The following is a 19,031-nucleotide window of genomic DNA, read 5'->3' on the forward strand; positions in this document are numbered from 1 at the left end:
AGGACCATTCGGCCCTGAATTCACAGGAAATCCATTCCCCGGATGGAGGTTACTGGGGCACAGTTGCAAACCATGAAGCAGACATTTCTACGCCGGACGGCGGCTCGCGTGGCCGTTGCCGGTGCCATCGCTGTGATTCCGCTTGCGGCGGTGACGATTCCGGCGAGTGCCGAGGTGCCCGTCGACAGCGCGCCCGCCGACGTCGCCTGGCCGCATCAGCAGAACAACCCCTGGTGGGACCGGGACCGCGGTCACGACCGCGACCGGGATCGGGACGCCTGGTGGCGCGATCGGGATCGCGACGACTGGAATCGCCCTCACCGCAACGACAACGACTGCTGGTGGCGGCACATGCTGCCACACAGTGGCAGCTGGTAAGCCCCGATACAAAACCCGCGCGTTCCTCCTCCACGCGCGAACGTCGAAGGCCCGTCAGGTGCGATCCTGGCGGGCCTTCGCGGCTCTCCTCGCCACCACTTCAGGGGTTACGGCATCTGGAGCGCTTCAAATGTCACGGCCAGCGTGACGGGACGGTCGAGGATCAGGCCTGCGTGGTGGACATGATGAGGAACGTAGCGCTTACCCGACCAATCGAGGCGGTACTCCTCGATGCGATCGATCGCTTCCCACGTCTTGTCGAGATGAATGATCAGGTAGACGGGAATTCCAGCAAGCGCGTACAACACCCGTTTGACGCCGGTATCGGTGTCGACGGTATCCCCCGAGATCACCTCGGCCACCAGGTGGATGTGATCGCGAACCGTGTTGACGTCGTAGGGCTCACAATCGCGCACGAAGATATCGGGGTAGCGGATGTTGAGACGGCGGTCGGCGCGAGTGTCCTCGGCATCCGGAAGTCGTACAGCGACATCGGAAGCCACCCGCAGACACGGGCCCGAAGGGGCGCGCGTCTTCGATCGCGGCGGCCAGACGCCGCACGATCCTGCTGTGCGCCTCGCTCTGTGACATGAGCCGGATCAGCCGGCCATCCACGATCTCGATGGCCCCGGCGGTCTCGCTGAACCCGTCCGGTTCGGCGGCGAGAAACTCCTCGGCCGTCAGGTACCGGATGTTGTCGTCTGCGGGCGATACGGTCACCGGCACCTCTCACACGTCGGTTCAGGTCGAGGACAGGACATCGCCCATGGTAATCCGACGTGTGCCGTCGACTCTCGACACGAAACGACCCGCCGGACACAGAGTCCGGCGGGTCGTCGAGGCTGCGAAACCTTACGCGGTTTCGGTGATCGGGCGGTCGACCCAGCTCATCAGGCTGCGCAGCTGCGCGCCGGTGACCTCGATCGGGTGCTCGGCGTTGGCCTTGCGCAGACCCTCGAGCTCCTTGTTGCCGCCCTCGACGTTGGCGACCAGGCGCTTGACGAAGGTGCCGTCCTGGATGTCGGTCAGGATCGCCTTCATGCGCTCCTTGGTGCCGGCGTCGATGACGCGCGGGCCCGACAGGTAGCCACCGAACTCGGCGGTGTCGGAGACCGAGTAGTTCATGCGGGCGATGCCGCCCTCGTACATCAGGTCGACGATCAGCTTGAGCTCGTGCAGGACCTCGAAGTAGGCCATCTCCGGCGCGTAACCGGCCTCGACCATGACCTCGAAACCGGTCTTGACCAGTTCCTCGGTGCCACCGCAGAGCACGGCCTGCTCACCGAAGAGGTCGGTCTCGGTCTCTTCCTTGAAGGTGGTCTTGATGACGCCCGCGCGGGTGCCGCCGATGCCCTTGGCGTAGGACAGGGCCAGCGCCTGGCCGGTGCCGGTCGGGTCCTGGTCGATGGCGATCAGGGCCGGAACGCCCTTGCCGTCGGCGAACTGGCGACGCACCAGGTGGCCGGGGCCCTTGGGGGCGACCATGCCGACGGTGACGTTGGCCGGAGCCTTGATCAGACCGAAGTGGATGTTCAGGCCGTGGCCGAAGAACAGCGCGTCGCCGTCCTTCAGGTGCGGCTCGATGTCGTTGGTGAAGATGGAGGCCTGCGCGGTGTCGGGCGCGAGGACCATGATCACGTCGGCCCACTCGGAGACCTCGGCGGGGGTGCCGACGGTCAGGCCGGCCTCTTCGGCCTTGGCACGGGACTTCGAGCCCTCCTTGAGGCCGATGCGCACGTCGACGCCGGAGTCGCGCAGGCTCAGCGAGTGGGCGTGGCCCTGGCTGCCGTAGCCGATCACGGCGACCTTCTTGCCCTGGATGATCGACAGATCGGCATCGTCGTCGTAGAACATCTCGACTGCCACAGTGGTTCCCTTCAGATTGTTTGGTTAGTGAGAAGTATCGGGCCAGCGGTTATCGCGGGCTTTATCGGGTCGCGGTGATGGACTTGGGTCCGCGGCCCACGGCGACAACACCGGACTGCACGATCTCACGGATGCCGTACGGCTCCATCATGCGCAGCAGCGCGTCCAGCTTGGAGCGGGTGCCGGTGGCCTCGATGGTCAGCGCGTCGGGCGACACGTCGATCACCTTGGCGCGGAACAGGTTCACGGCCTCGATCACCTGGGTGCGCACACTCGCGTCGGCGCGCACCTTCACCAGGATCAGTTCACGAGCGACCGAGGAATCGGTGTCCTGCTCCACGATCTTGATGACATTGACCAGCTTGTTGAGCTGCTTGGTGACCTGCTCGAGCGGCAGGTCCTCCACGGTCACCACGATGGTCATGCGCGAGATCTCCGGGATCTCGGTGCCACCGACCGCGAGCGACTGGATATTGAAGCCACGCCGGGAGAACAGCGAGGCCACGCGGGCCAGCACGCCGGGCTTGTCCTCCACCAGCACGGAGAGGGTGTGGGTGGTGGTCATTCCTCGGTCCCCTTCTGGGAGGCGCGCTCGTGGGCGGCCAGCGAAGCCTTCTCGTGCGACATGGCCTCGTGGATGACGGCCGGCTCGGAGGCCTGCTCGTCGTCGTCGAACAGCGGGCGGATGCCGCGCGCGGCCATGATCTCGTCGTTCGACGTGCCGGCGGCGACCATCGGCCACACCTGCGCGTCCTTGCCGACGATGAAGTCGATCACCACGGGACGGTCGTTGATCGACTGCGCCTCGCGGATCGCGGCCTCCACGTCCTCTTCCTTCTCCACGCGAATACCGTGGCAGCCCAGCGCTTCCGCCAGCTTCACGAAGTCGGGGATCCGCAGGGTGTGGGTGCCCAGGTCGGTGTTGGAGTAGCGCTGCTCGTAGAACAGGGTCTGCCACTGGCGGACCATGCCCAGGTTGCCGTTGTTGATCAGCGCGACCTTGATCGGCACGCCCTCGACGGCACAGGTGGCCAGCTCCTGGTTGGTCATCTGGAAGCAGCCGTCACCGTCGATGGCCCAGACCTCGGAGTCCGGCATGCCCATCTTGGCGCCCATGGCCGCGGGCACCGCGTAGCCCATGGTGCCCAGACCGCCCGAGTTCAGCCAGGTGCGCGGGTTCTCGTACTTGATGAACTGCGCGGCCCACATCTGGTGCTGGCCGACGCCGGCGCAGTAGATCGCCTCGGGACCGGCCAGCTGACCCAGCTTCTCGATCACGAACTCCGGCGACAGCGAACCGTCCGACGGGGTCTTCCAGCCCAGCGGGTAGGCATCGCGGATACCGCTCAGGTAGCCCCACCACTCGGTCAGGTCCAGCAGCGGGGTCTTGCCGCCGGTGGCCGGGTCGGCCTTCAGGGTCTCGATCAGCTCGGTGATGACCTCGCGGCAGTCACCCACGATCGGCACGTCGGCATGGCGGTTCTTGCCGATCTCGGCGGGGTCGATGTCGGCGTGGATCACCTTGGCGCCGACCGCGAACGAGTCCAGCTGGCCGGTGACGCGGTCGTCGAAACGCGCGCCCAGGGTGATCAGCAGGTCCGAACGCTGCAGCGCCGCAACGGCTCCCACGGTGCCGTGCATACCCGGCATACCCATGTTGAGGGTGTGGGTGTCGGGGAACGCGCCGCGCGCCATCAGGGTGGTGACGACCGGGATGCCGGTCAGCTCGGCCAGTTCCAGCAGCTCGGCCGAGGCGTCGGCCTTGATCACGCCACCGCCGACGTAGAGCACCGGAGCCTTGGACTCCATGATCATGCGGGCGGCCTCGCGGACCTGCTTGCCGTGCGGCTTGGTGACCGGACGGTAGCCGGGCAGCTTCATCTCCGGCGGCCACGAGAACGTGGTCTGCGCCTGCAGCACGTCCTTCGGGATGTCGACCAGCACCGCGCCGGGACGGCCGGTGGAGGCGATGTGGAACGCCTCGGCGATCATCCGCGGGATGTCGATCGGGTCCGTGACCAGGAAGTTGTGCTTGGTGCACGCCATGGTGATGCCGGAGATGTCGGCTTCCTGGAAGGCGTCGGTGCCGATCAGCGAACGGCCGACCTGGCCGGTGATGGCGACCAGCGGCACCGAGTCCATCTGCGCGTCCGCGATCGGGGTGACCAGGTTGGTCGCGCCCGGACCGGACGTGGCCATGCACACACCCACCTTGCCGGTGGCCTGCGCGTAGCCGGTCGCGGCATGACCCGCGCCCTGCTCGTGGCGGACCAGCACGTGGCGAACCTTCGTGGAATCGAAGAGCGGGTCGTAGACGGGAAGAATCGCACCGCCCGGAATACCGAATACCGTGTCGACGTCCAGTTCCTCGAGCGAACGGACGACCGACTGCGCGCCGGTGACCCGCTCGGGCGGGACCTGGCGGCGGTTCGGGGTCGCGGCCGGAGCCGCGGTCGGCTGAGTGGCCGAAGGCGCCGGCTTGCGGGCCGAGGGCCCGGGCCGTGCGGTAGGTGCGCTCACCGTCTTGGTTCCTTACTGCTTGTCGTTCCAGTCGTGGACTTGCCTGAACACAAAAAAGCCCCCGACAGCCAAGGGCTGTTCGAGGGTGGCGCGTCGCAGCTGCGAGCTGACGTAATGGACCTACAGTCGTCGGCTCAGCGCTGGACGCGCCGGCCGATTACGAGCAACTCGATTCGATTCACGCGCTCGACGGTATGCGCGCGCTAGTCGTTCAGTCAAACAGCTGACCTATGGGGTCTCATTATGTGAGACAGTGCGGTTGTTCGGGTCCGTTCACCATGATGCGAGGATGTGGGTGTGTCCTCACAGCATCAGTCCGTGCCACCTGCTCGATCGTCCCACACGCCCGGTGCCGAATCGGACGCGGGTCGCGTGATCCGCATCCCCCGGCTCGCTCACCTCGGGGTGTTCATCCTGCTGTTCTCCGTGGCCTTCCCGTTCTTCGGGGCGCCCAAGGTGCTGTGGATCCTGTTCGCGATCCCGGCCGCGCTGGTGGTGTGGATCGAGCGGACCCGGACCACCGTCTCGGACAACGGCATCGACACCCGCACCCTGTTCGGCTCCCGGCACATCGACTGGGCCGACGTACGCGGGCTGGTCATCCCCAAGCGCGGGTACCTGCGGCTGCACCTGGCCGACGACACCGATGTGACCTTGCCCGCAGTCGGCTACAACCGGCTCGCCGACCTCGTGGACGCCTCGGGCGGGCGCATCCCGGACCCGTTCGCCCAGGAGCCGGAGGAAACCGACGAACCGGTCGAAGCAGACGAATCTCACACCGAAGGCACCGAGACCGAGGGCGAATCCGGCAAGTCGTAGGCGTTTCGGGGGTGCGGAGTTTCCACCGGCGGTAATCGGGGTCATAGGCCGGGAGTAACGTTGATTCCCGCCGGAGGAACGTCGCGAGACCCGAATTCTCGTGTCGTGAGCCACCGGACAGTCGCTCAACAGCCCCCTGCGACACGAACCGAGGACCAATGCCACCGCTTCGCTCACGCACCACCACCGTCGGACGCAATGCCGCGGGCGCTCGCTCGCTCTGGCGCGCGACCGGCCTCACCGACTCCGACTTCGGGAAGCCGATCGTCGCCATCGCGAACTCCTACACCCAGTTCGTACCCGGCCACGTGCACCTGAAGGACGTCGGCGAGATCGTGGCCGAGGCGGTGCGGGCGGCCGGTGGCGTCCCGCGCGAATTCCACACCATCGCCGTCGACGACGGCATCGCCATGGGTCACGGCGGCATGCTGTACTCGCTACCCTCGCGCGAGATCATCGCCGACTCGGTGGAGTACATGGCCAATGCCCACACCGCCGACGCGCTGGTGTGCATCTCCAACTGCGACAAGATCACCCCCGGCATGCTGAACGCCGCCATGCGGCTCAACATCCCGGCCGTGTTCGTCTCCGGCGGCCCGATGGAGGCCGGCAAGGCCGTGATCGTGGACGGCGTCGCGCAGGCCCCGACCGACCTGATCACCGCCATCTCCGCCAGCGCCTCGCAGGCCGTCAGCGACGAGGGCCTCGGCGAGGTCGAGCGCTCCGCCTGCCCGACCTGCGGCTCCTGCTCGGGCATGTTCACCGCCAACTCGATGAACTGCCTCACCGAGGCGCTGGGCCTGGCACTGCCGGGCAACGGCTCCACCCTGGCCACCCACGAGGCCCGCCGCGCGCTGTTCCAGAAGGCCGGCAAGGTCATCGTGGACATCGCCACCCGCTGGTACCGCGACGACGACGCCTCGGTGCTGCCGCGGAACGTGGCCAACGCCAAGGCCTTCCGCAACGCCATGGCGCTGGACGTGGCCATGGGCGGTTCCACCAACACCGTGCTGCACACCCTGGCCGCCGCGCAGGAGGGTGAGATCGACTTCGATCTGCAGACCATCGACGAGATCTCGCGTCGCGTGCCCTGCCTGTCGAAGGTCTCCCCCAACTCCGACTACCACATGGAGGACGTGCACCGCGCCGGCGGCATCCCGGCCATCCTCGGCGAGCTGCGCCGCGGCGGGCTGCTGGAGACCGACGTGACCACCGTGCACACCGCCTCCTTCGACGAGTGGCTCGACACCTGGGACGTGCGCTCGGGCAAGGCGTCCGACGAGGCCGTGCAGCTGTTCCACGCCGCGCCCGGCGGGGTCCGCACCACCGAGCCGTTCTCCACCGCCAACCGCTGGTCCTCGTTGGACACCGACGCCGAGGGCGGCTGCATTCGCGACGTCCCGAACGCGTACACCGTCGAGGGCGGCCTGTGCGTGCTGCGCGGCAATATCGCTCCCGACGGCGCGATCCTCAAGACCGCCGGCATCGACGAGGACCTGTTCACCTTCGAGGGCCCGGCCGTGGTGGTCGAGTCCCAGGAGGAGGCGGTCTCCAAGATCCTGGGCAAGGAGATCCAGCCCGGCGACGTCGTCGTGGTCCGCTACGAGGGTCCTCGCGGCGGTCCGGGCATGCAGGAGATGCTGCACCCCACTTCGTTCCTGAAGGGCGTGGGCCTGGGCAAGGTCTGCGCACTGATCACCGACGGCCGCTTCTCCGGCGGCACCTCGGGCCTGTCCATCGGCCACATGTCCCCGGAGGCCGCCGGCGGCGGATCCATCGGACTCATCGAGGACGGTGACCGCATCCGCATCGACGTGCACACCCGCGCGCTCGAATTGCTGGTTCCCGAGGACGTTCTCGCGGAGCGCCGCGTGAAGATGGAAGCCTCCGAGCGGCCGTGGCAGCCGGTGAACCGGGAGCGCCCGGTCACCACCGCGCTGCGCGCGTACGCCGCGCTCGCCACCTCCGCCGACAAGGGTGCCGTCCGGCGCGTGCCGTAATCGAGAAAGCAAGGGAATGACAATCGAATACATCGGCCAGGCCGAGACCGAATTCGTCGGCAAGGCCGAATCCATGCTGGCCGACTACACGGCGATGCTGCATCGCTCCGACGCCCGCAATGCCGAGGCCCGCGAATTGCTCGCCGACGCCGAGGCCCTCGCGGCCGAGGTGCGTGACCTCGACAATGCCGAGTTCATGGCGACTCCCGAGGAGCAGGTTCGGATCGGGGCGCACCGGGCGCTGCTGCAGCGCGAGATCGACGCGAAGTCGAGCCGGGTGCTCCAGCTCCACCAGGAGACCTTCCAAGAGTGGGAAGCCTGGACCGCACGCCAGTGAGGCTGGGGGGGCAAGCCCCCACACTCCTCGAGGAGATCCGCGGGGCCCCCGCCCCGCACCCCGGATACGAAGCGGCCGGGCTCGATCCAGTGGATCGAGCCCGGCCGCTTGGTTTTTCGAGCCTATGGCCACACCGTCCGCGGCCGCGGCCGCTACTTGAACGGGCCGACACCGGTGAGCGGGTTGCCGCCGTGCAGGTAGATATAGACCAGGATGGCCGTGGCCACCGCCGCGACGAACGCGGCCAGAGAGCCCAGGAACGGGCGGGTGGACCAGGCGCGGTTGCGGTCGATCGAGTAGCGGCCGGGGCCGGTGAGGATGAGCGCGGTGGTGAGGCCGACCAGGATCGAGTCGATCTCGACCGAGTTGGTCTTGGCGGAGTACTGGAAACCGGGAACCATGCCCTGCTTCCACATCCACGCGTCCAGGATCACCGCGAGCAGCGCGCCCGCGGCCAGCGGCGTGGCCAGGCCGATCACGACCAGCACGCCACCGCCGAGCTCGCCCGCGATGAGCATGGGCGCGGCCAGGTCGACGTGCTTCCAGCCGCCGCCTTCCATGGAGGTCTTGATGCCGTCGAAGCCGGGTCCGTGGAACCAGCCGAAGGCCTTCTGCAGGCCGTGGTAGATGAACGTGCCGCCGATGACCAAGCGCAGCAAGAGGAGTCCGAGGTCCAGGGTGCCGCGGCGGTCGTCGCGACGGCGGCGGCCGTTGTTCTCCGGGGGCGCGGCCGGGGCCGCGGGGATGCTCGCGAAGGAGTAGGTCGGGGACGGCTCGGCGGTGCTGCTGTCGGCCGCGCCCGGGATGGCGTTGTTGACCTGCGAGTAGAGCGGGACGTCCAGATCGAGGCCGAGTTCCTCGTCGGTGCGCGGCAGATTCCGCTCGGTGCCGTGACCGACCTTCTGCGGCGCGATCTTCTCGGTCGCCAGGCCGCCGACCTGGCCGAGTTGTTCGGTGGCCTGGCCGGTCTGCTCGGTGGCCTGGCCGGTCTGCTCGGCGGCCTGACCGAGGGGGTCGGCGGGCGGCGCGATCGTCTCGGTGGCCTGCGCGCCGGACGAGGCGGCGAACTGCTCGGTCGGCGAGTCGAAGGGGCTGCGGACCGGTGCACCGGCCGGGCGCGGAGCTGCGGGCGTGGCGTCGCCCGCCGCGGCGGACGGCTCGTTCGGCTTGTTCGTCACCCGGGCCAGAGTATTAGCCGCAACCGTCCGGCACCCGGCAGAACGCGGGCGTGTCCGCTGACCGATTCACGCCAGGGTGGAGTGTTTCGCCACGGCACGCCTTTTTGCGACACCCCGTCCGAGCGGTGACAGCAGGTTTTCCGTAACGTCTCCACCATGAGTCTGGTTGCCGCTGACCGTGTCGGGGTGGGTGCACGGATGGTCCGCGCGGGCGCCGGGCGGGTCGTGCTGGGCATGACGCTCGGCGCGGTGCTGCTGTCGGGGTGCGCGCGCTTCGACGATCGCGCCTCCAGCCCGTTCACCACCGAGCCGACCTGGCAGGACGCCGAGCCCAAGACCACCACCCCCAAGACGCCGCCGAGCAATGCCAAGCGTCCGGATCTGCCGTGCGTGGATCCCGATCTGGCCGTGGTGGTCTCGTGCCTGGACACCACCGGCGGTCTGGTCGCGCTGCCCGACGGCGGCAGCGCACTGGTGGCCGAGCGCACCACGGGGCGGATCCTGAAGGTGGTCGCCACCGACGAGGGCGAGCCGCCCGCGCCGGTGGAAGTGGCGAAGGTGGAGGTCGACCCGGCCGGAGACGGCGGCGTGACCGGGCTGGCGCTGTCGCCCACCTACGGCGAGGACGGCCTGGTCTACGCGTACGTGACGACACCGAGCGACAACCGGGTGGTGCGCATCTCCACCGACGGCGGCGCACCCAAGCCGATCCTGACCGGAATCCCGAAGGGCGCCAACGGCAATCGCGGGTCGATCGATTTCACCGCGCCCGACCGCATGCTGGTGCTCACCGGTGACGCGGGCAACCCGGCACTCGCCGGTGACACCGGCTCGCTGGCCGGGAAGCTGCTGAGGGTCAACGCCCCCGCGCCCGGTGCGGCCGCCGAGGTGATGGTGTCCGGCATCGGGGTGGCGGGCGGCGTGTGCTCGGACGGCAAGGGGTCGATCTGGATCACCGACCGCACCGCCACCGAGGACCGGTTGCAGCGGATCGGCGCCGACGGTGTGGCGGTGAAGGCGTGGACCTGGCCCGATCACCCGGGCGTCGCGGGCTGCGCGGCCGCCACGGACGCGGTCGCGATCTCCATGACCAATCAGAAAGCGCTGGCCGTCGCCATGGCCGACAAGAACACCCACGCGGTGACCGCGGCGCCGTCGCTGCTGGCGCAGGACAAGTACGGCCGCCTCGACGGCGCGGCGATCGGCGGCGACGGCAATATCTGGGTCGGCACCGTGAACAAGCCCGACGGCAATCCGAACCAGTACGACGATCGTGTGGTGCGGATCCCGCCGCCGAACAAGGGTGACGGCAGCAACGGTCCGGACTAGCCACAGGCTCACGCTGCGGCGCACAGCACTCGCTGTGCGCCGCTGCGCTTTCCGGCGCGGGCTCGGAGTTCCGGCTCAGGCTCGAGCGGCCTGTTCGACCGGCATCTGCAGTTCGATGACCCATTCGGCGGAGGCGGGGTCGCCGGGGGCGTTGAGGTAGACCTCGCGGATGGGAGCGCAAGGGGCGTAACCGTTCTCGTCGGCCCAGCGGCCCATGGCCTCGAAGGACACGCACAGTTCCGACAGTTTGCCGCGGTGGGCGAGGGTGGCGGCCTGGGTGATCGCGGGCAGCTCGCGCAGCTCGAACGGGGTGCCGGGGGTGGCGGCGCCCGCGACCTGGTGGGCGACGTGGACGCGCAGACCCGCTTCCAGCTCTTCGTAATACACGACCGGCGCACCGGTGATGGTGAGTCCCGCCTCGGGGATCGACGTCCCCAGCCGCTGGTAGAGCCGCTCGATGATCGGGCCGACGGCGGCCTCCCCGGATTCGGCCGCCACATCGCTCATTTCGGCGACGAGCGTGGGGGCCAGGGATTTCACGACGATTTCCTGCTCGGGCATGACGCCCTCCCTTTCGATACGCAGGAGCCTCGCCTCGACGGACTGGAGTCGCGCGGTGTCCGTGGCCACCTGATTGGCCAGCTGGGCGCGACGCAGTTGCAGCATGCCGTGCAACCGTTCCGCGGACAGCTGACCGTCGAGCATCTCGGCCACCTGTTGCAGAGTGAAGCCGAGATCCTTCAACGCGACGATGCGGTTGAGCCGGGCGAGCTGATCGGCCGCATAGAACCGATAGCCCGAGTACGGGTCGACCTCGGACGGCGGTAGCAGCCCGATCTCGTCGTAGTGGCGCAGCATTCGCACCGACACCGATCCGAACCTGGCGAAGTCTCCGATACTGAACATGACTCCTCCAGGCTCGGGCCTCACACGGTGTGAGGGTCAAGCTCATGATCACTCAGAACGCTCGGGGCGCGCGGCCGGTGCCGCGCGCCCCGAGGACGAGAGTTCGGTGGGTGGGGTCCACCCGGCGGCACGCGAAGTCACTGCGCGCCACCGATTGTCGCCGGTCGGCCCCCAGCCGCACGTGTCGCGGTCAGCGCCGCAGACACGCAGCGGCCGATCGTGCCTGGGGCTGGATCAGCCCGCTACGCCGCAGGCGGCCAGCACGAGTTCGCGGACGCGGGCGGCGTCGGCCTGACCGCGGGTGGCCTTCATGACGTCGCCGACGACCTTGCCGGCCGCCTGGATCTTGCCGGAGCGGATCTTCTCGGCGATGTCGGGGTTGGCGGCGAGGGCCTTCTCGACCTCGGACTGCAGGGCGGAGTCGTCGGAGACCATGCCCAGGCCCTTGGTCTCGACGATCTGGGCGGGCCCGCCCTCACCGGCGAGGACGAAGTCGACGACCTGCTTGGCGACCTTGTTGTTGATGGTCTTGGCCTCGACCAGCCCGGCCACCTCGGCGACCTGCTTGGGGGTGATGGGCAGGTCCTCGAGCGAAACCTGGCTCTCCTTGGCCTTTTCGGTGAGGTAGGCGACCCACCAGGAGCGGGCGGCGTCGACCGAGGCGCCCGCGTCGACGGTCGCGATGATCAGGTCGAGCGCGCCGGCGTTGACCAGGTCGCGGAACACCTCGTCGGACAGGCCCCAGTCGGACTGGATGCGGGCCCGGCGCAGCCACGGGTACTCGGGGATGGTGCCGCGCAGTTCCTCGACCCAGGCGGCGTCGGGCGCGATGGGCTCGAGGTCCGGCTCCGGGAAGTAGCGGTAGTCCTCGGCGGTCTCCTTGATGCGGCCGGACGAGGTGGTGCCGTCGGTCTCGTGGAAGTGGCGGGTCTCCATCAGGATCTCGCCGCCCGAGGACAGCACCACGGCCTGGCGACGCATCTCGAAGCGCACCGCGACCTCGACGCTCTTGAGCGAGTTCACGTTCTTGGTCTCGGTGCGGGTGCCGAATTCCTTGGCGCCCTTGGGCATCAGCGACACGTTGACGTCGCAACGCATCGAGCCCTGCTCCATCTTCACGTCGGACACGTCGAGGGACTTGAGCACCTCGCGCAGCGCGGTCACGTACGCGCGCGCCACCTCGGGGGCCCGCTCGCCCGCGCCCTCGATGGGCTTGGTGACGATCTCGATGAGCGGCACGCCCGCGCGGTTGTAGTCGAGCAGCGAGTGCGAGGCGCCGTGGATGCGGCCGGTGGCGCCACCGACGTGCAGCGACTTGCCGGTGTCCTCCTCCATGTGGGCGCGCTCGATGTCGACCCGGAAGACCGAGCCGTCATCGAGGACCACGTCGAGGTAGCCGTTCTGCGCGATCGGCTCGTCGTACTGGCTGATCTGGTAGTTCTTCGGCTGGTCCGGGTAGAAGTAGTTCTTGCGCGCGAACCGCCCCCACGGGGTGATGGAGCAGTTCAGCGCGAGCCCGATGCGGATCGCGGACTCGACGGCCTTCTCGTTCACCACCGGCAGCGAGCCCGGCAGGCCCAGGCACACGGGGCACACCTGGGTGTTGGGCTCGGCGCCGAATTCGGTCGGGCAGCCGCAGAACATCTTGGTCGCGGTGCCCAGCTCGACGTGTACCTCCATGCCGAGCACCGGGTCGTACCGGTCGATGACATCGGAGTAGTCCATCAAGTCCACGGTCGCTGCGCTCATGCGCTCCATCCTATTTACCCGCCGATCAGTCCACGGCGATGGCCTCCACGATGGGCATCCGGGCGGCGCGCAGGGCGGGCGGAATCGCCCCGAGCAGGGCCAGTCCGAGCGCGATGATCGCGTACGCCACCAGCAGTGGACTGGGACGATAGGCGATGTCCATGGCGATGGCGTGCCCGAGCGCGACAGTCGCCAGATAGTGCACGCCCGACCCGATCGCCAGTCCCAGGGCCGCGCCGGTCAATCCGATGCCCGCGGCCTCGGTGAGCACGGTCCGCAGCAGGAAGCGGCGGCTGGTGCCCATGGCCCGCAGCACGCCCAGTTCGCGGCGGCGTTCCAGCACCGACAGCATGAGGGTGTTGAGCAGGGCGATGGTGGCGACCAGGACCACGATCCAGAGGATGGCGGCGCTGATCGCGGTGCCCTGCTGGACGCTCGACGAGATCGCGTCCACCGCTTGCCGTCCGGTACTGACGTGGATGTCGGCGGGCACGGCGGCGCGGACGGCGGCCATCACCGCGGCGGGGTCCGCGCCGGGCGCGAAGTCGATGCCGATGATGGTCTCGCCGGGCCGCTGGTACCACTGCCGCATGATGTCGAGGTCGAGCACGACCACCCCGGCGATGGCGGAGAAGTACGGCACCACCCGCAGCACCTGCACCCGGTGTTCGCCGGACGGGGTGGGCAGGGTGAGTTCGGAGCCTTCCTCCACGCCGAGGGAGCGGGCCACGTCGCGGGAGATGACGATGCCCTCGCCCGCGGCCATGCGGGCCTGCTCGGTCTTGCTCACCGAGTCCAGCGCCGAGGTGCGTGCGACGCCGTCCTCGTAGCCCTGCAGCATGACGCGGCCGCGGCCCAGGGTCGCGAAAGCCATTTGCGCCGAGCCGACTCCGCCGACGCCGGGGATGGCGGCCAGCTTCGTCTTCAGGTCGGCGGGTAGCAGCGGCCCGGTGGGGAACTGCTCCATGGCGGTCGGGCTGACGAACACGTCGGTGCGGCCCAGGCCCTCGAAGCTGTCGGTGGCGGCACTGACCATATTGCGGCTGGCATTGCCCATGGCGACGATGGCGGTGATGCCGATCATGACCGTCATGACGGTGGCCCACACCCGGCGCGGCGCGCGTTCGATGGTGGTGGCGCCCAAGGCTCCCGGTGCGCCGAAGAGTCCGGCCACCGCGGCGACGGCGCGCACGATGGGCCCGGTGGCGGCGAAGCACAGCACCACCGATCCGGCGATCGACAGCGAGATCGCGCCGATCGAGTAGCGGCCCAGATCCAGCTCGGCCACCGCGATGCCGCCGCCCACCATAACCAGGCCGAGGGCGGCGGCGGACCAGCGCAGGATCGGGCTCACCTGGTCGGCCGTGCCGACACCGACCGGGGCCAGCGCCTCGATGGGCGCGACCTTGTACACCTGCCGCGCCGCCAGAGCCGCGGCCGCGACGCTGGCCAGCACACAGGCCGCGATCGCCACCGGCACCGCGTACCCGGGCACCTCGTACTCGGTGCGCGATTCCACGGAGTTCACGATCGCCGCGGGCAGCTGATGGATCGCGGTGCGGCCCATGAAGATTCCGATGACCGCACCGACCAGGCCGCCCACCAGGCCGAGCAGTGCCGCCTCGGTGAGCAGGTCGCGCACCATGGGCCCGCGTTTGCCGCCCATGGCCCGCAGCAGTGACAGCGTCGGACGGCGTTGCGCGACCGCCATGCTCATGGCGTTGTAGATGAGGAAGGTCGACACGATCAGCGCCGCCGCCGAGGAGGCGAGGGTGGAGAAGCGCACCAGCATGATGGCGCCGCCCGCCTGCGCGGTGCGCAGGTCCGGATCGGCGACCACGGCCCGGCCCGCGACCGCCTCGGTCAAGTCCGAGCGCAGCTGTCCCGCATCGGTGTTCGGGGCGGGCACGATCTGCACCGAGTCGATGTGCCCGGCCCGGCCGGTGATCTTCTGTGCCACCGGCAGCAGCGCGAACACGATGTGACCGCCGTTGAGTTTCGCGGCGGTGGCGTCGTCGATGACGCCCGCGACCGTGGCGGTCACCGTGCCGAGCTGGAACCGCTCCCCCTCGCCGTGCCCCATGGCGGCGCCGACCAGCACGCCGTTGGGCACCGTGAGCAGCTTGCCCGCCTGGTCTTTCAGCGTGCCGCCGAGATCGCTGCCCAGCTGGGCGATGGACTGGTCGACGCCGATCAGCAACGCCCGGTCGTCGTCGGCCCCGATGGACTGCCGCAGCATCGGCGCGGCGGTCTCGACGCCGGGCACGGCCCGGATCTGTTGCAGCAGTGACTGATCGAAGCCCGCGTCGGTGATGCCGCTGACCTCGAGCGCGGCCCTGCCGCCGAGGCTGTGGGTGAGTTTGTCCACCGAGCCGGTGATGGAGCCGGAGATGCTGAAGACCGAGACCAGCAGTCCGGCGGAGACGCCCATCACCACCATGGCCATGATGGTGCGGGCCCGGTGGGCGAGCAGCTCGCCGATATTGAACAGCTTCAGGCGGTCCCAGGCGGCGCGGATCATGCGCGCACCGCCCCGGCGCCGTTGGCGGCAGCACCCCTCACGGCGGTCTCGGCACCGGTGCCGGCGGGTTCGGACGCGTCGGTCTCGGGAACCGTCCGGACCTCCCCGTCATCGCCCCGCTCGACCCGGTCGATGGACCCGATCCGCCCGTCGCGCAGGTTGATCACGCGATCGCAGTACCGCACCGCCCCCATGTCGTGGGTGACCATGACCACCGAGTTCCCCGCCTCGGTGATGTCGGCCAGCAGTTGCAGGATCGAGGCCCCGGTCTTGGAGTCCAGGTTGCCGGTGGGCTCGTCGGCGAGGATGAGCGGCGGGTCCATGATCAGCGCCCGCGCCACCGCCACCCGCTGCATCTGCCCGCCGGACAGTTCCGCGGGCCGGTGGTCGGCGCGTTCGCCGAGTCCGACCAGGTCGAGCAGTTCGAGGGCGCGCGGCTTGGCCTTGCGCAGGCCGGTGCCGTCCAGCAGTTTCGGGATGGCGACGTTCTCCCACGCGGTGAGGGTGGGCAGCAGGTTGAAGAACTGGAAGATGAAACCGACCCGGTGCCGCCGGAATTCGGACTGCGCGTCGTCGTCCAGGTCGCCGATCTCCTTGTCCTGGAAGCGAATCGACCCGGAGTCCGGCGAGTCCAGCGCGCCGAGCAGGTGCAGCATGGTGCTCTTGCCGGAGCCGGAGGGCCCGATGATCGCGGTGAACTCCCCCGCCCCGATCCGCAGGCTGACGCCGTCCAGGGCGCGTACGGCCTGCTCACCCACCCGGTATTCCTTGGTGACGTCGGTCAATTCCAGCATGGTCTACCCCTCGAAGATCAGTGCCATCGGTGTGGTGCGGTCAGCCGGCCAGCGCGCGCAGGCGTGGTCGGCGGTGGTACAGGTGATCGGTGTCGTAGGCATCGAGCAGGGCGCGCAGCGCGGGCTGCTCGGCGCAGAGTTCGGCGTACGCCTCCTGCGCCAGAATGCCTTTCTCCATTGCGTTCTCGAGCTTCACGGTCAGGTGGTTCTCCCACCGGTTCCGCAGCGCCAGCAGTAGGCCGTCGGGTCCGCCGAAGAGCCGGTCCAGGTCCGGTAGATCGTGGAAGAGCCTGGGGTCCAAGGGATTCCGTGCGAAGTCGCGGCGCGCCGCCCGGTCCAGGACGGTGTGCAGAATGTCGGTGCGAGCGTGAAAATCTGCCCAGGACATGACGCCAACCTCTCGTTGAACGCCCGCTGGTGGCGGACGTGTCGGCTGTTGTCCCCAAACTACGAGCGGCCCGCCGCCCCTGTCTTCGTGCCGCGGACGCGACTTGACCTCCTACCCCGGTAGGAGACGGACCCCTGCCGCCGGACGATGTACGCCGTCTGATTCGACGGATAGCCTTGCAGAATGAACGTGACCAGCGCCACCCCCGCCGCCCTGGGGCAGGAGTTGCTGGAGGGACTGCGCCGCGTCGGCGTGGGGTTCCGGCGATTCGTACGCAATCCGTTCGCCGACTATCAGCGCTGGGTGGAGTCGACGGGGTTCGACTACCCCGCGTCGATGGCCATCCTGGTGGATTCCATGATGTGCACGGTCGCCACCGTGGCCTTCGTGCAGCGCGTGGTGGCCGGGTATTTCCCCGGCGTCGTCGCGGTGGTCGCGTTGATGCTCATCTGCGTGACCGGTCCGCCATGCATCATCCTGGACTTCAAGCCGCGGCCCGTGCTGCTGGCCACGCTGACCGTGGCCGCCGCCGCGCTGTTCCTGACCCAGCCGGTCCCGCTGGATGTCGCGCCGCTGGTCCTGATCATCATCGCCGGGGAGATCGCGGCCATCACCGGCCCGGCGGTGAGCGTGCCGGTGGCCCTGGTCATGTTCGCCGAGCTCATGTTCTTCGAATCGATCGGGCACATCGAGGGATTCACCTGGTTCGCATTGGGCATCCTGTTCGCCTGGTTCACCGGCCAGCTGCTCAACTATCAGCGTCGCTACCTGTATCAGGAGCGCGACTACCAGGACATTCGCGCGCAGGCGGCGGCCGACGAGGAGCGCCGCCGCATCGCCCGCGAGGTGCACGACGTGATCGCGCATTCGCTGAGCATCACGTTGCTGCACGTGACGGCCGCCCGGCACGCCTTGCAGACCGATCGGGACGTGGACGAGGCGATCGACGCGCTCTCCGACGCCGAACGGCTGGGCCGTCAGGCCATGGCCGATATCCGGCGCACGGTCGGCCTGCTCGGCGACCGGCCCGCCACGCTCGCGCCGGAGCCGGATCTCGACGACATCGACGAACTGGTGTCGGACTTCGTGCGCGCCGGGGTGACGGTCGACTATCGCCTCGAGGGCGACCGGTCCGCGGTGACCGCCGGGGTGGGCCTGGCCATGTACCGGATCTGCCAGGAGTCGCTGGCCAATGTCGCCAAGCATGCCCCCGGCGAGCAGGCGCGGCTGCGAATCCAGTTGCACCCCAAGTACATCGAGGTCACCGTGACCAATACGCTGGCGTCCGGGGCGGCCTCGCGGGCGGGGAACGGCATGGGCATCTCCGGTATGCGGCAGCGGGTCGCGCCGCTGGCCGGGCGGCTCACCGCGGGACCCGACGACGACGGCTGGCGGGTGTTCGCGCACATCCCGCTGACCGGGACCGTGCCCTGCGGCTTCACCGCCGCCGACGACCACCTGCAGTCGCTGCTGCAACCGCTGTTCCGCAAGACCGCCCAGGAGGGTATGTGACCGACCGCTCGGACGAGGAACTGATCGGCGTCCTCGTTGTCGACGACCAGGAACTGGTCCGTGGCGGACTGCGCCGGATCCTGCGCCGCCGAGACGGTTTCCTGGTGAGCGAATGCTCCGACGGAGACGAGGTGCCCGCCGCGGTCGCCGCCCACCGTCCCGACCTGGTCCTGATGGACCTGCGGATGAAGCGGATCGGCGGCATCGAGGCCACCCGCACCCTGCGCGCCGCCCCCGACGCGCCCCCGGTACTGGTGCTTACCACCTTCGACGACGACCAGCTGCTGTCCGGCGCGCTGCGCGCGGGCGCGGCCGGGTTCCTGCTCAAGGACTCCCCCGCCGAGGATCTGATCCGCGCGGTGCGCACGGTCGCGAGCGGCGGCTCGTGGCTGGACCCGACCGTCACCCCGCGCGTCCTGAATACCTACCGATCGGCGCGTCCCACCCCGGCGCCCGCCGGCAATCGCCTGTCCGAGCTCACGGTTCGCGAGCTCGAGGTGCTCGGACTCATCGGCAGAGGCCGGGTCAACGCGGAGATCGCGACCACACTCGGCATCTCCGAAGTAACGGTGAAGAGCCACGTGGGACATATCTTCGGGAAGCTTGGGTTACGCGACCGCTCCGCCGCCATCGTCTTTGCGTTTGACCACGGCGTAGTCGCACCGGGAGAATCCACGTCTTAGAGGGGTGGGTCGCGGGTCCTCGTCTGCTTCCCTCCCAAGAGTGTGGAGGTT

17 protein-coding genes are annotated in these 19,031 nt (G+C 69.0%); 7 read left to right on the top strand and 10 right to left on the bottom strand.

Annotation, left to right across the window (positions count from 1 at the left end):
• Window positions 1-72 precede the first annotated feature (72 nt).
• Entirely contained in the window at window positions 73-378 is a 306-nt protein-coding gene (locus ABZ412_RS11465) for a hypothetical protein (RefSeq protein ID WP_357279263.1), read from the top strand.
• Window positions 379-485: 107 nt separating this feature from the next.
• Here the strand turns inward: ABZ412_RS11465 and ABZ412_RS11470 are convergent, their stop codons facing one another.
• The 4 genes from ABZ412_RS11470 to ABZ412_RS11485 all read right to left on the bottom strand — a co-directional run bounded on the left by ABZ412_RS11470 (window position 486) and on the right by ABZ412_RS11485 (window position 4,764).
• The gene (locus tag ABZ412_RS11470; protein ID WP_357279265.1) at window positions 486-881 is read right to left on the bottom strand and encodes a Uma2 family endonuclease; all 396 of its coding nucleotides are present in this window, start codon (window positions 879-881) and stop codon (window positions 486-488) included.
• Between the two features lie 349 nt (window positions 882-1,230).
• Entirely contained in the window at window positions 1,231-2,232 is a 1,002-nt protein-coding gene (gene ilvC, locus ABZ412_RS11475) for a ketol-acid reductoisomerase (protein ID WP_213561376.1), read from the bottom strand.
• Between the two features lie 73 nt (window positions 2,233-2,305).
• Window positions 2,306-2,809: an acetolactate synthase small subunit gene (gene ilvN, locus ABZ412_RS11480; protein WP_040860049.1), complete on the bottom strand. Its 504-nt coding sequence runs from the start codon at window positions 2,807-2,809 to the stop codon at window positions 2,306-2,308.
• Window positions 2,806-4,764, bottom strand: coding sequence for an acetolactate synthase large subunit (locus ABZ412_RS11485; RefSeq protein WP_357279268.1), 1,959 nt, complete (start codon window positions 4,762-4,764; stop codon window positions 2,806-2,808). The genes ilvN and ABZ412_RS11485 overlap by 4 nt, the downstream gene beginning before the upstream one ends.
• A gap of 318 nt (window positions 4,765-5,082) precedes the next feature.
• On the opposite strand from ABZ412_RS11485, the gene ABZ412_RS11490 reads away from it, so the two are divergent.
• The 3 genes from ABZ412_RS11490 (at window position 5,083) to ABZ412_RS11500 (ending at window position 7,920) form a co-directional block, all read left to right on the top strand.
• Complete coding sequence (locus ABZ412_RS11490) at window positions 5,083-5,583, top strand: PH domain-containing protein (protein ID WP_357279271.1); 501 nt, start codon at window positions 5,083-5,085, stop codon at window positions 5,581-5,583.
• Window positions 5,584-5,741: 158 nt separating this feature from the next.
• Entirely contained in the window at window positions 5,742-7,583 is a 1,842-nt protein-coding gene (ilvD, locus tag ABZ412_RS11495; RefSeq protein ID WP_357279274.1) for a dihydroxy-acid dehydratase, read from the top strand.
• A 16-nt stretch (window positions 7,584-7,599) separates the two neighbouring features.
• A complete protein-coding gene (locus tag ABZ412_RS11500; RefSeq protein ID WP_357279276.1) occupies window positions 7,600-7,920 on the top strand; it encodes a hypothetical protein in 321 nt (106 codons plus the stop codon).
• 152 nt (window positions 7,921-8,072) lie between these two features.
• Here the strand turns inward: ABZ412_RS11500 and ABZ412_RS11505 are convergent, their stop codons facing one another.
• Window positions 8,073-9,098 carry a DoxX family protein gene (locus tag ABZ412_RS11505; protein WP_357279279.1) on the bottom strand — a complete coding sequence of 342 codons (1,026 nt, stop codon included), beginning with the start codon at window positions 9,096-9,098 and terminating at the stop codon, window positions 8,073-8,075.
• Between the two features lie 198 nt (window positions 9,099-9,296).
• Here ABZ412_RS11505 and ABZ412_RS11510 point away from each other — a divergent pair, with 198 nt between their 5' ends.
• Complete coding sequence (locus ABZ412_RS11510; protein ID WP_357279967.1) at window positions 9,297-10,427, top strand: PQQ-dependent sugar dehydrogenase; 1,131 nt, start codon at window positions 9,297-9,299, stop codon at window positions 10,425-10,427.
• A gap of 75 nt (window positions 10,428-10,502) precedes the next feature.
• On the opposite strand, the gene ABZ412_RS11515 is transcribed toward ABZ412_RS11510, so the two are convergent.
• The 5 genes from ABZ412_RS11515 to ABZ412_RS11535 all read right to left on the bottom strand — a co-directional run bounded on the left by ABZ412_RS11515 (window position 10,503) and on the right by ABZ412_RS11535 (window position 16,785).
• The gene (locus ABZ412_RS11515) at window positions 10,503-11,333 is read right to left on the bottom strand and encodes a MerR family transcriptional regulator (RefSeq protein WP_357279281.1); all 831 of its coding nucleotides are present in this window, start codon (window positions 11,331-11,333) and stop codon (window positions 10,503-10,505) included.
• Between the two features lie 234 nt (window positions 11,334-11,567).
• Entirely contained in the window at window positions 11,568-13,082 is a 1,515-nt protein-coding gene (gene gatB, locus ABZ412_RS11520; protein WP_357279283.1) for an Asp-tRNA(Asn)/Glu-tRNA(Gln) amidotransferase subunit GatB, read from the bottom strand.
• Window positions 13,083-13,107: 25 nt separating this feature from the next.
• Window positions 13,108-15,603, bottom strand: coding sequence for an FtsX-like permease family protein (locus ABZ412_RS11525; RefSeq protein WP_357279285.1), 2,496 nt, complete (start codon window positions 15,601-15,603; stop codon window positions 13,108-13,110).
• The gene (locus tag ABZ412_RS11530; RefSeq protein ID WP_357279288.1) at window positions 15,600-16,397 is read right to left on the bottom strand and encodes an ABC transporter ATP-binding protein; all 798 of its coding nucleotides are present in this window, start codon (window positions 16,395-16,397) and stop codon (window positions 15,600-15,602) included. The genes ABZ412_RS11525 and ABZ412_RS11530 overlap by 4 nt, the downstream gene beginning before the upstream one ends.
• Before the next feature lie 40 nt (window positions 16,398-16,437).
• The gene (locus ABZ412_RS11535; protein ID WP_357279290.1) at window positions 16,438-16,785 is read right to left on the bottom strand and encodes a hypothetical protein; all 348 of its coding nucleotides are present in this window, start codon (window positions 16,783-16,785) and stop codon (window positions 16,438-16,440) included.
• A gap of 183 nt (window positions 16,786-16,968) precedes the next feature.
• Here ABZ412_RS11535 and ABZ412_RS11540 point away from each other — a divergent pair, with 183 nt between their 5' ends.
• Entirely contained in the window at window positions 16,969-18,297 is a 1,329-nt protein-coding gene (locus ABZ412_RS11540) for a histidine kinase (RefSeq protein WP_357279292.1), read from the top strand.
• Window positions 18,294-18,980: a response regulator transcription factor gene (locus tag ABZ412_RS11545; protein WP_357279295.1), complete on the top strand. Its 687-nt coding sequence runs from the start codon at window positions 18,294-18,296 to the stop codon at window positions 18,978-18,980. Before ABZ412_RS11540 ends, ABZ412_RS11545 begins: the two co-directional genes overlap by 4 nt.
• Window positions 18,981-19,031 lie beyond the last annotated feature (51 nt).

Origin of the sequence: Nocardia sp. NPDC005746 (genome assembly GCF_040630785.1) — a bacterium.
In the GTDB taxonomy this organism is placed as follows: Bacteria; Actinomycetota; Actinomycetes; order Mycobacteriales; family Mycobacteriaceae; genus Nocardia.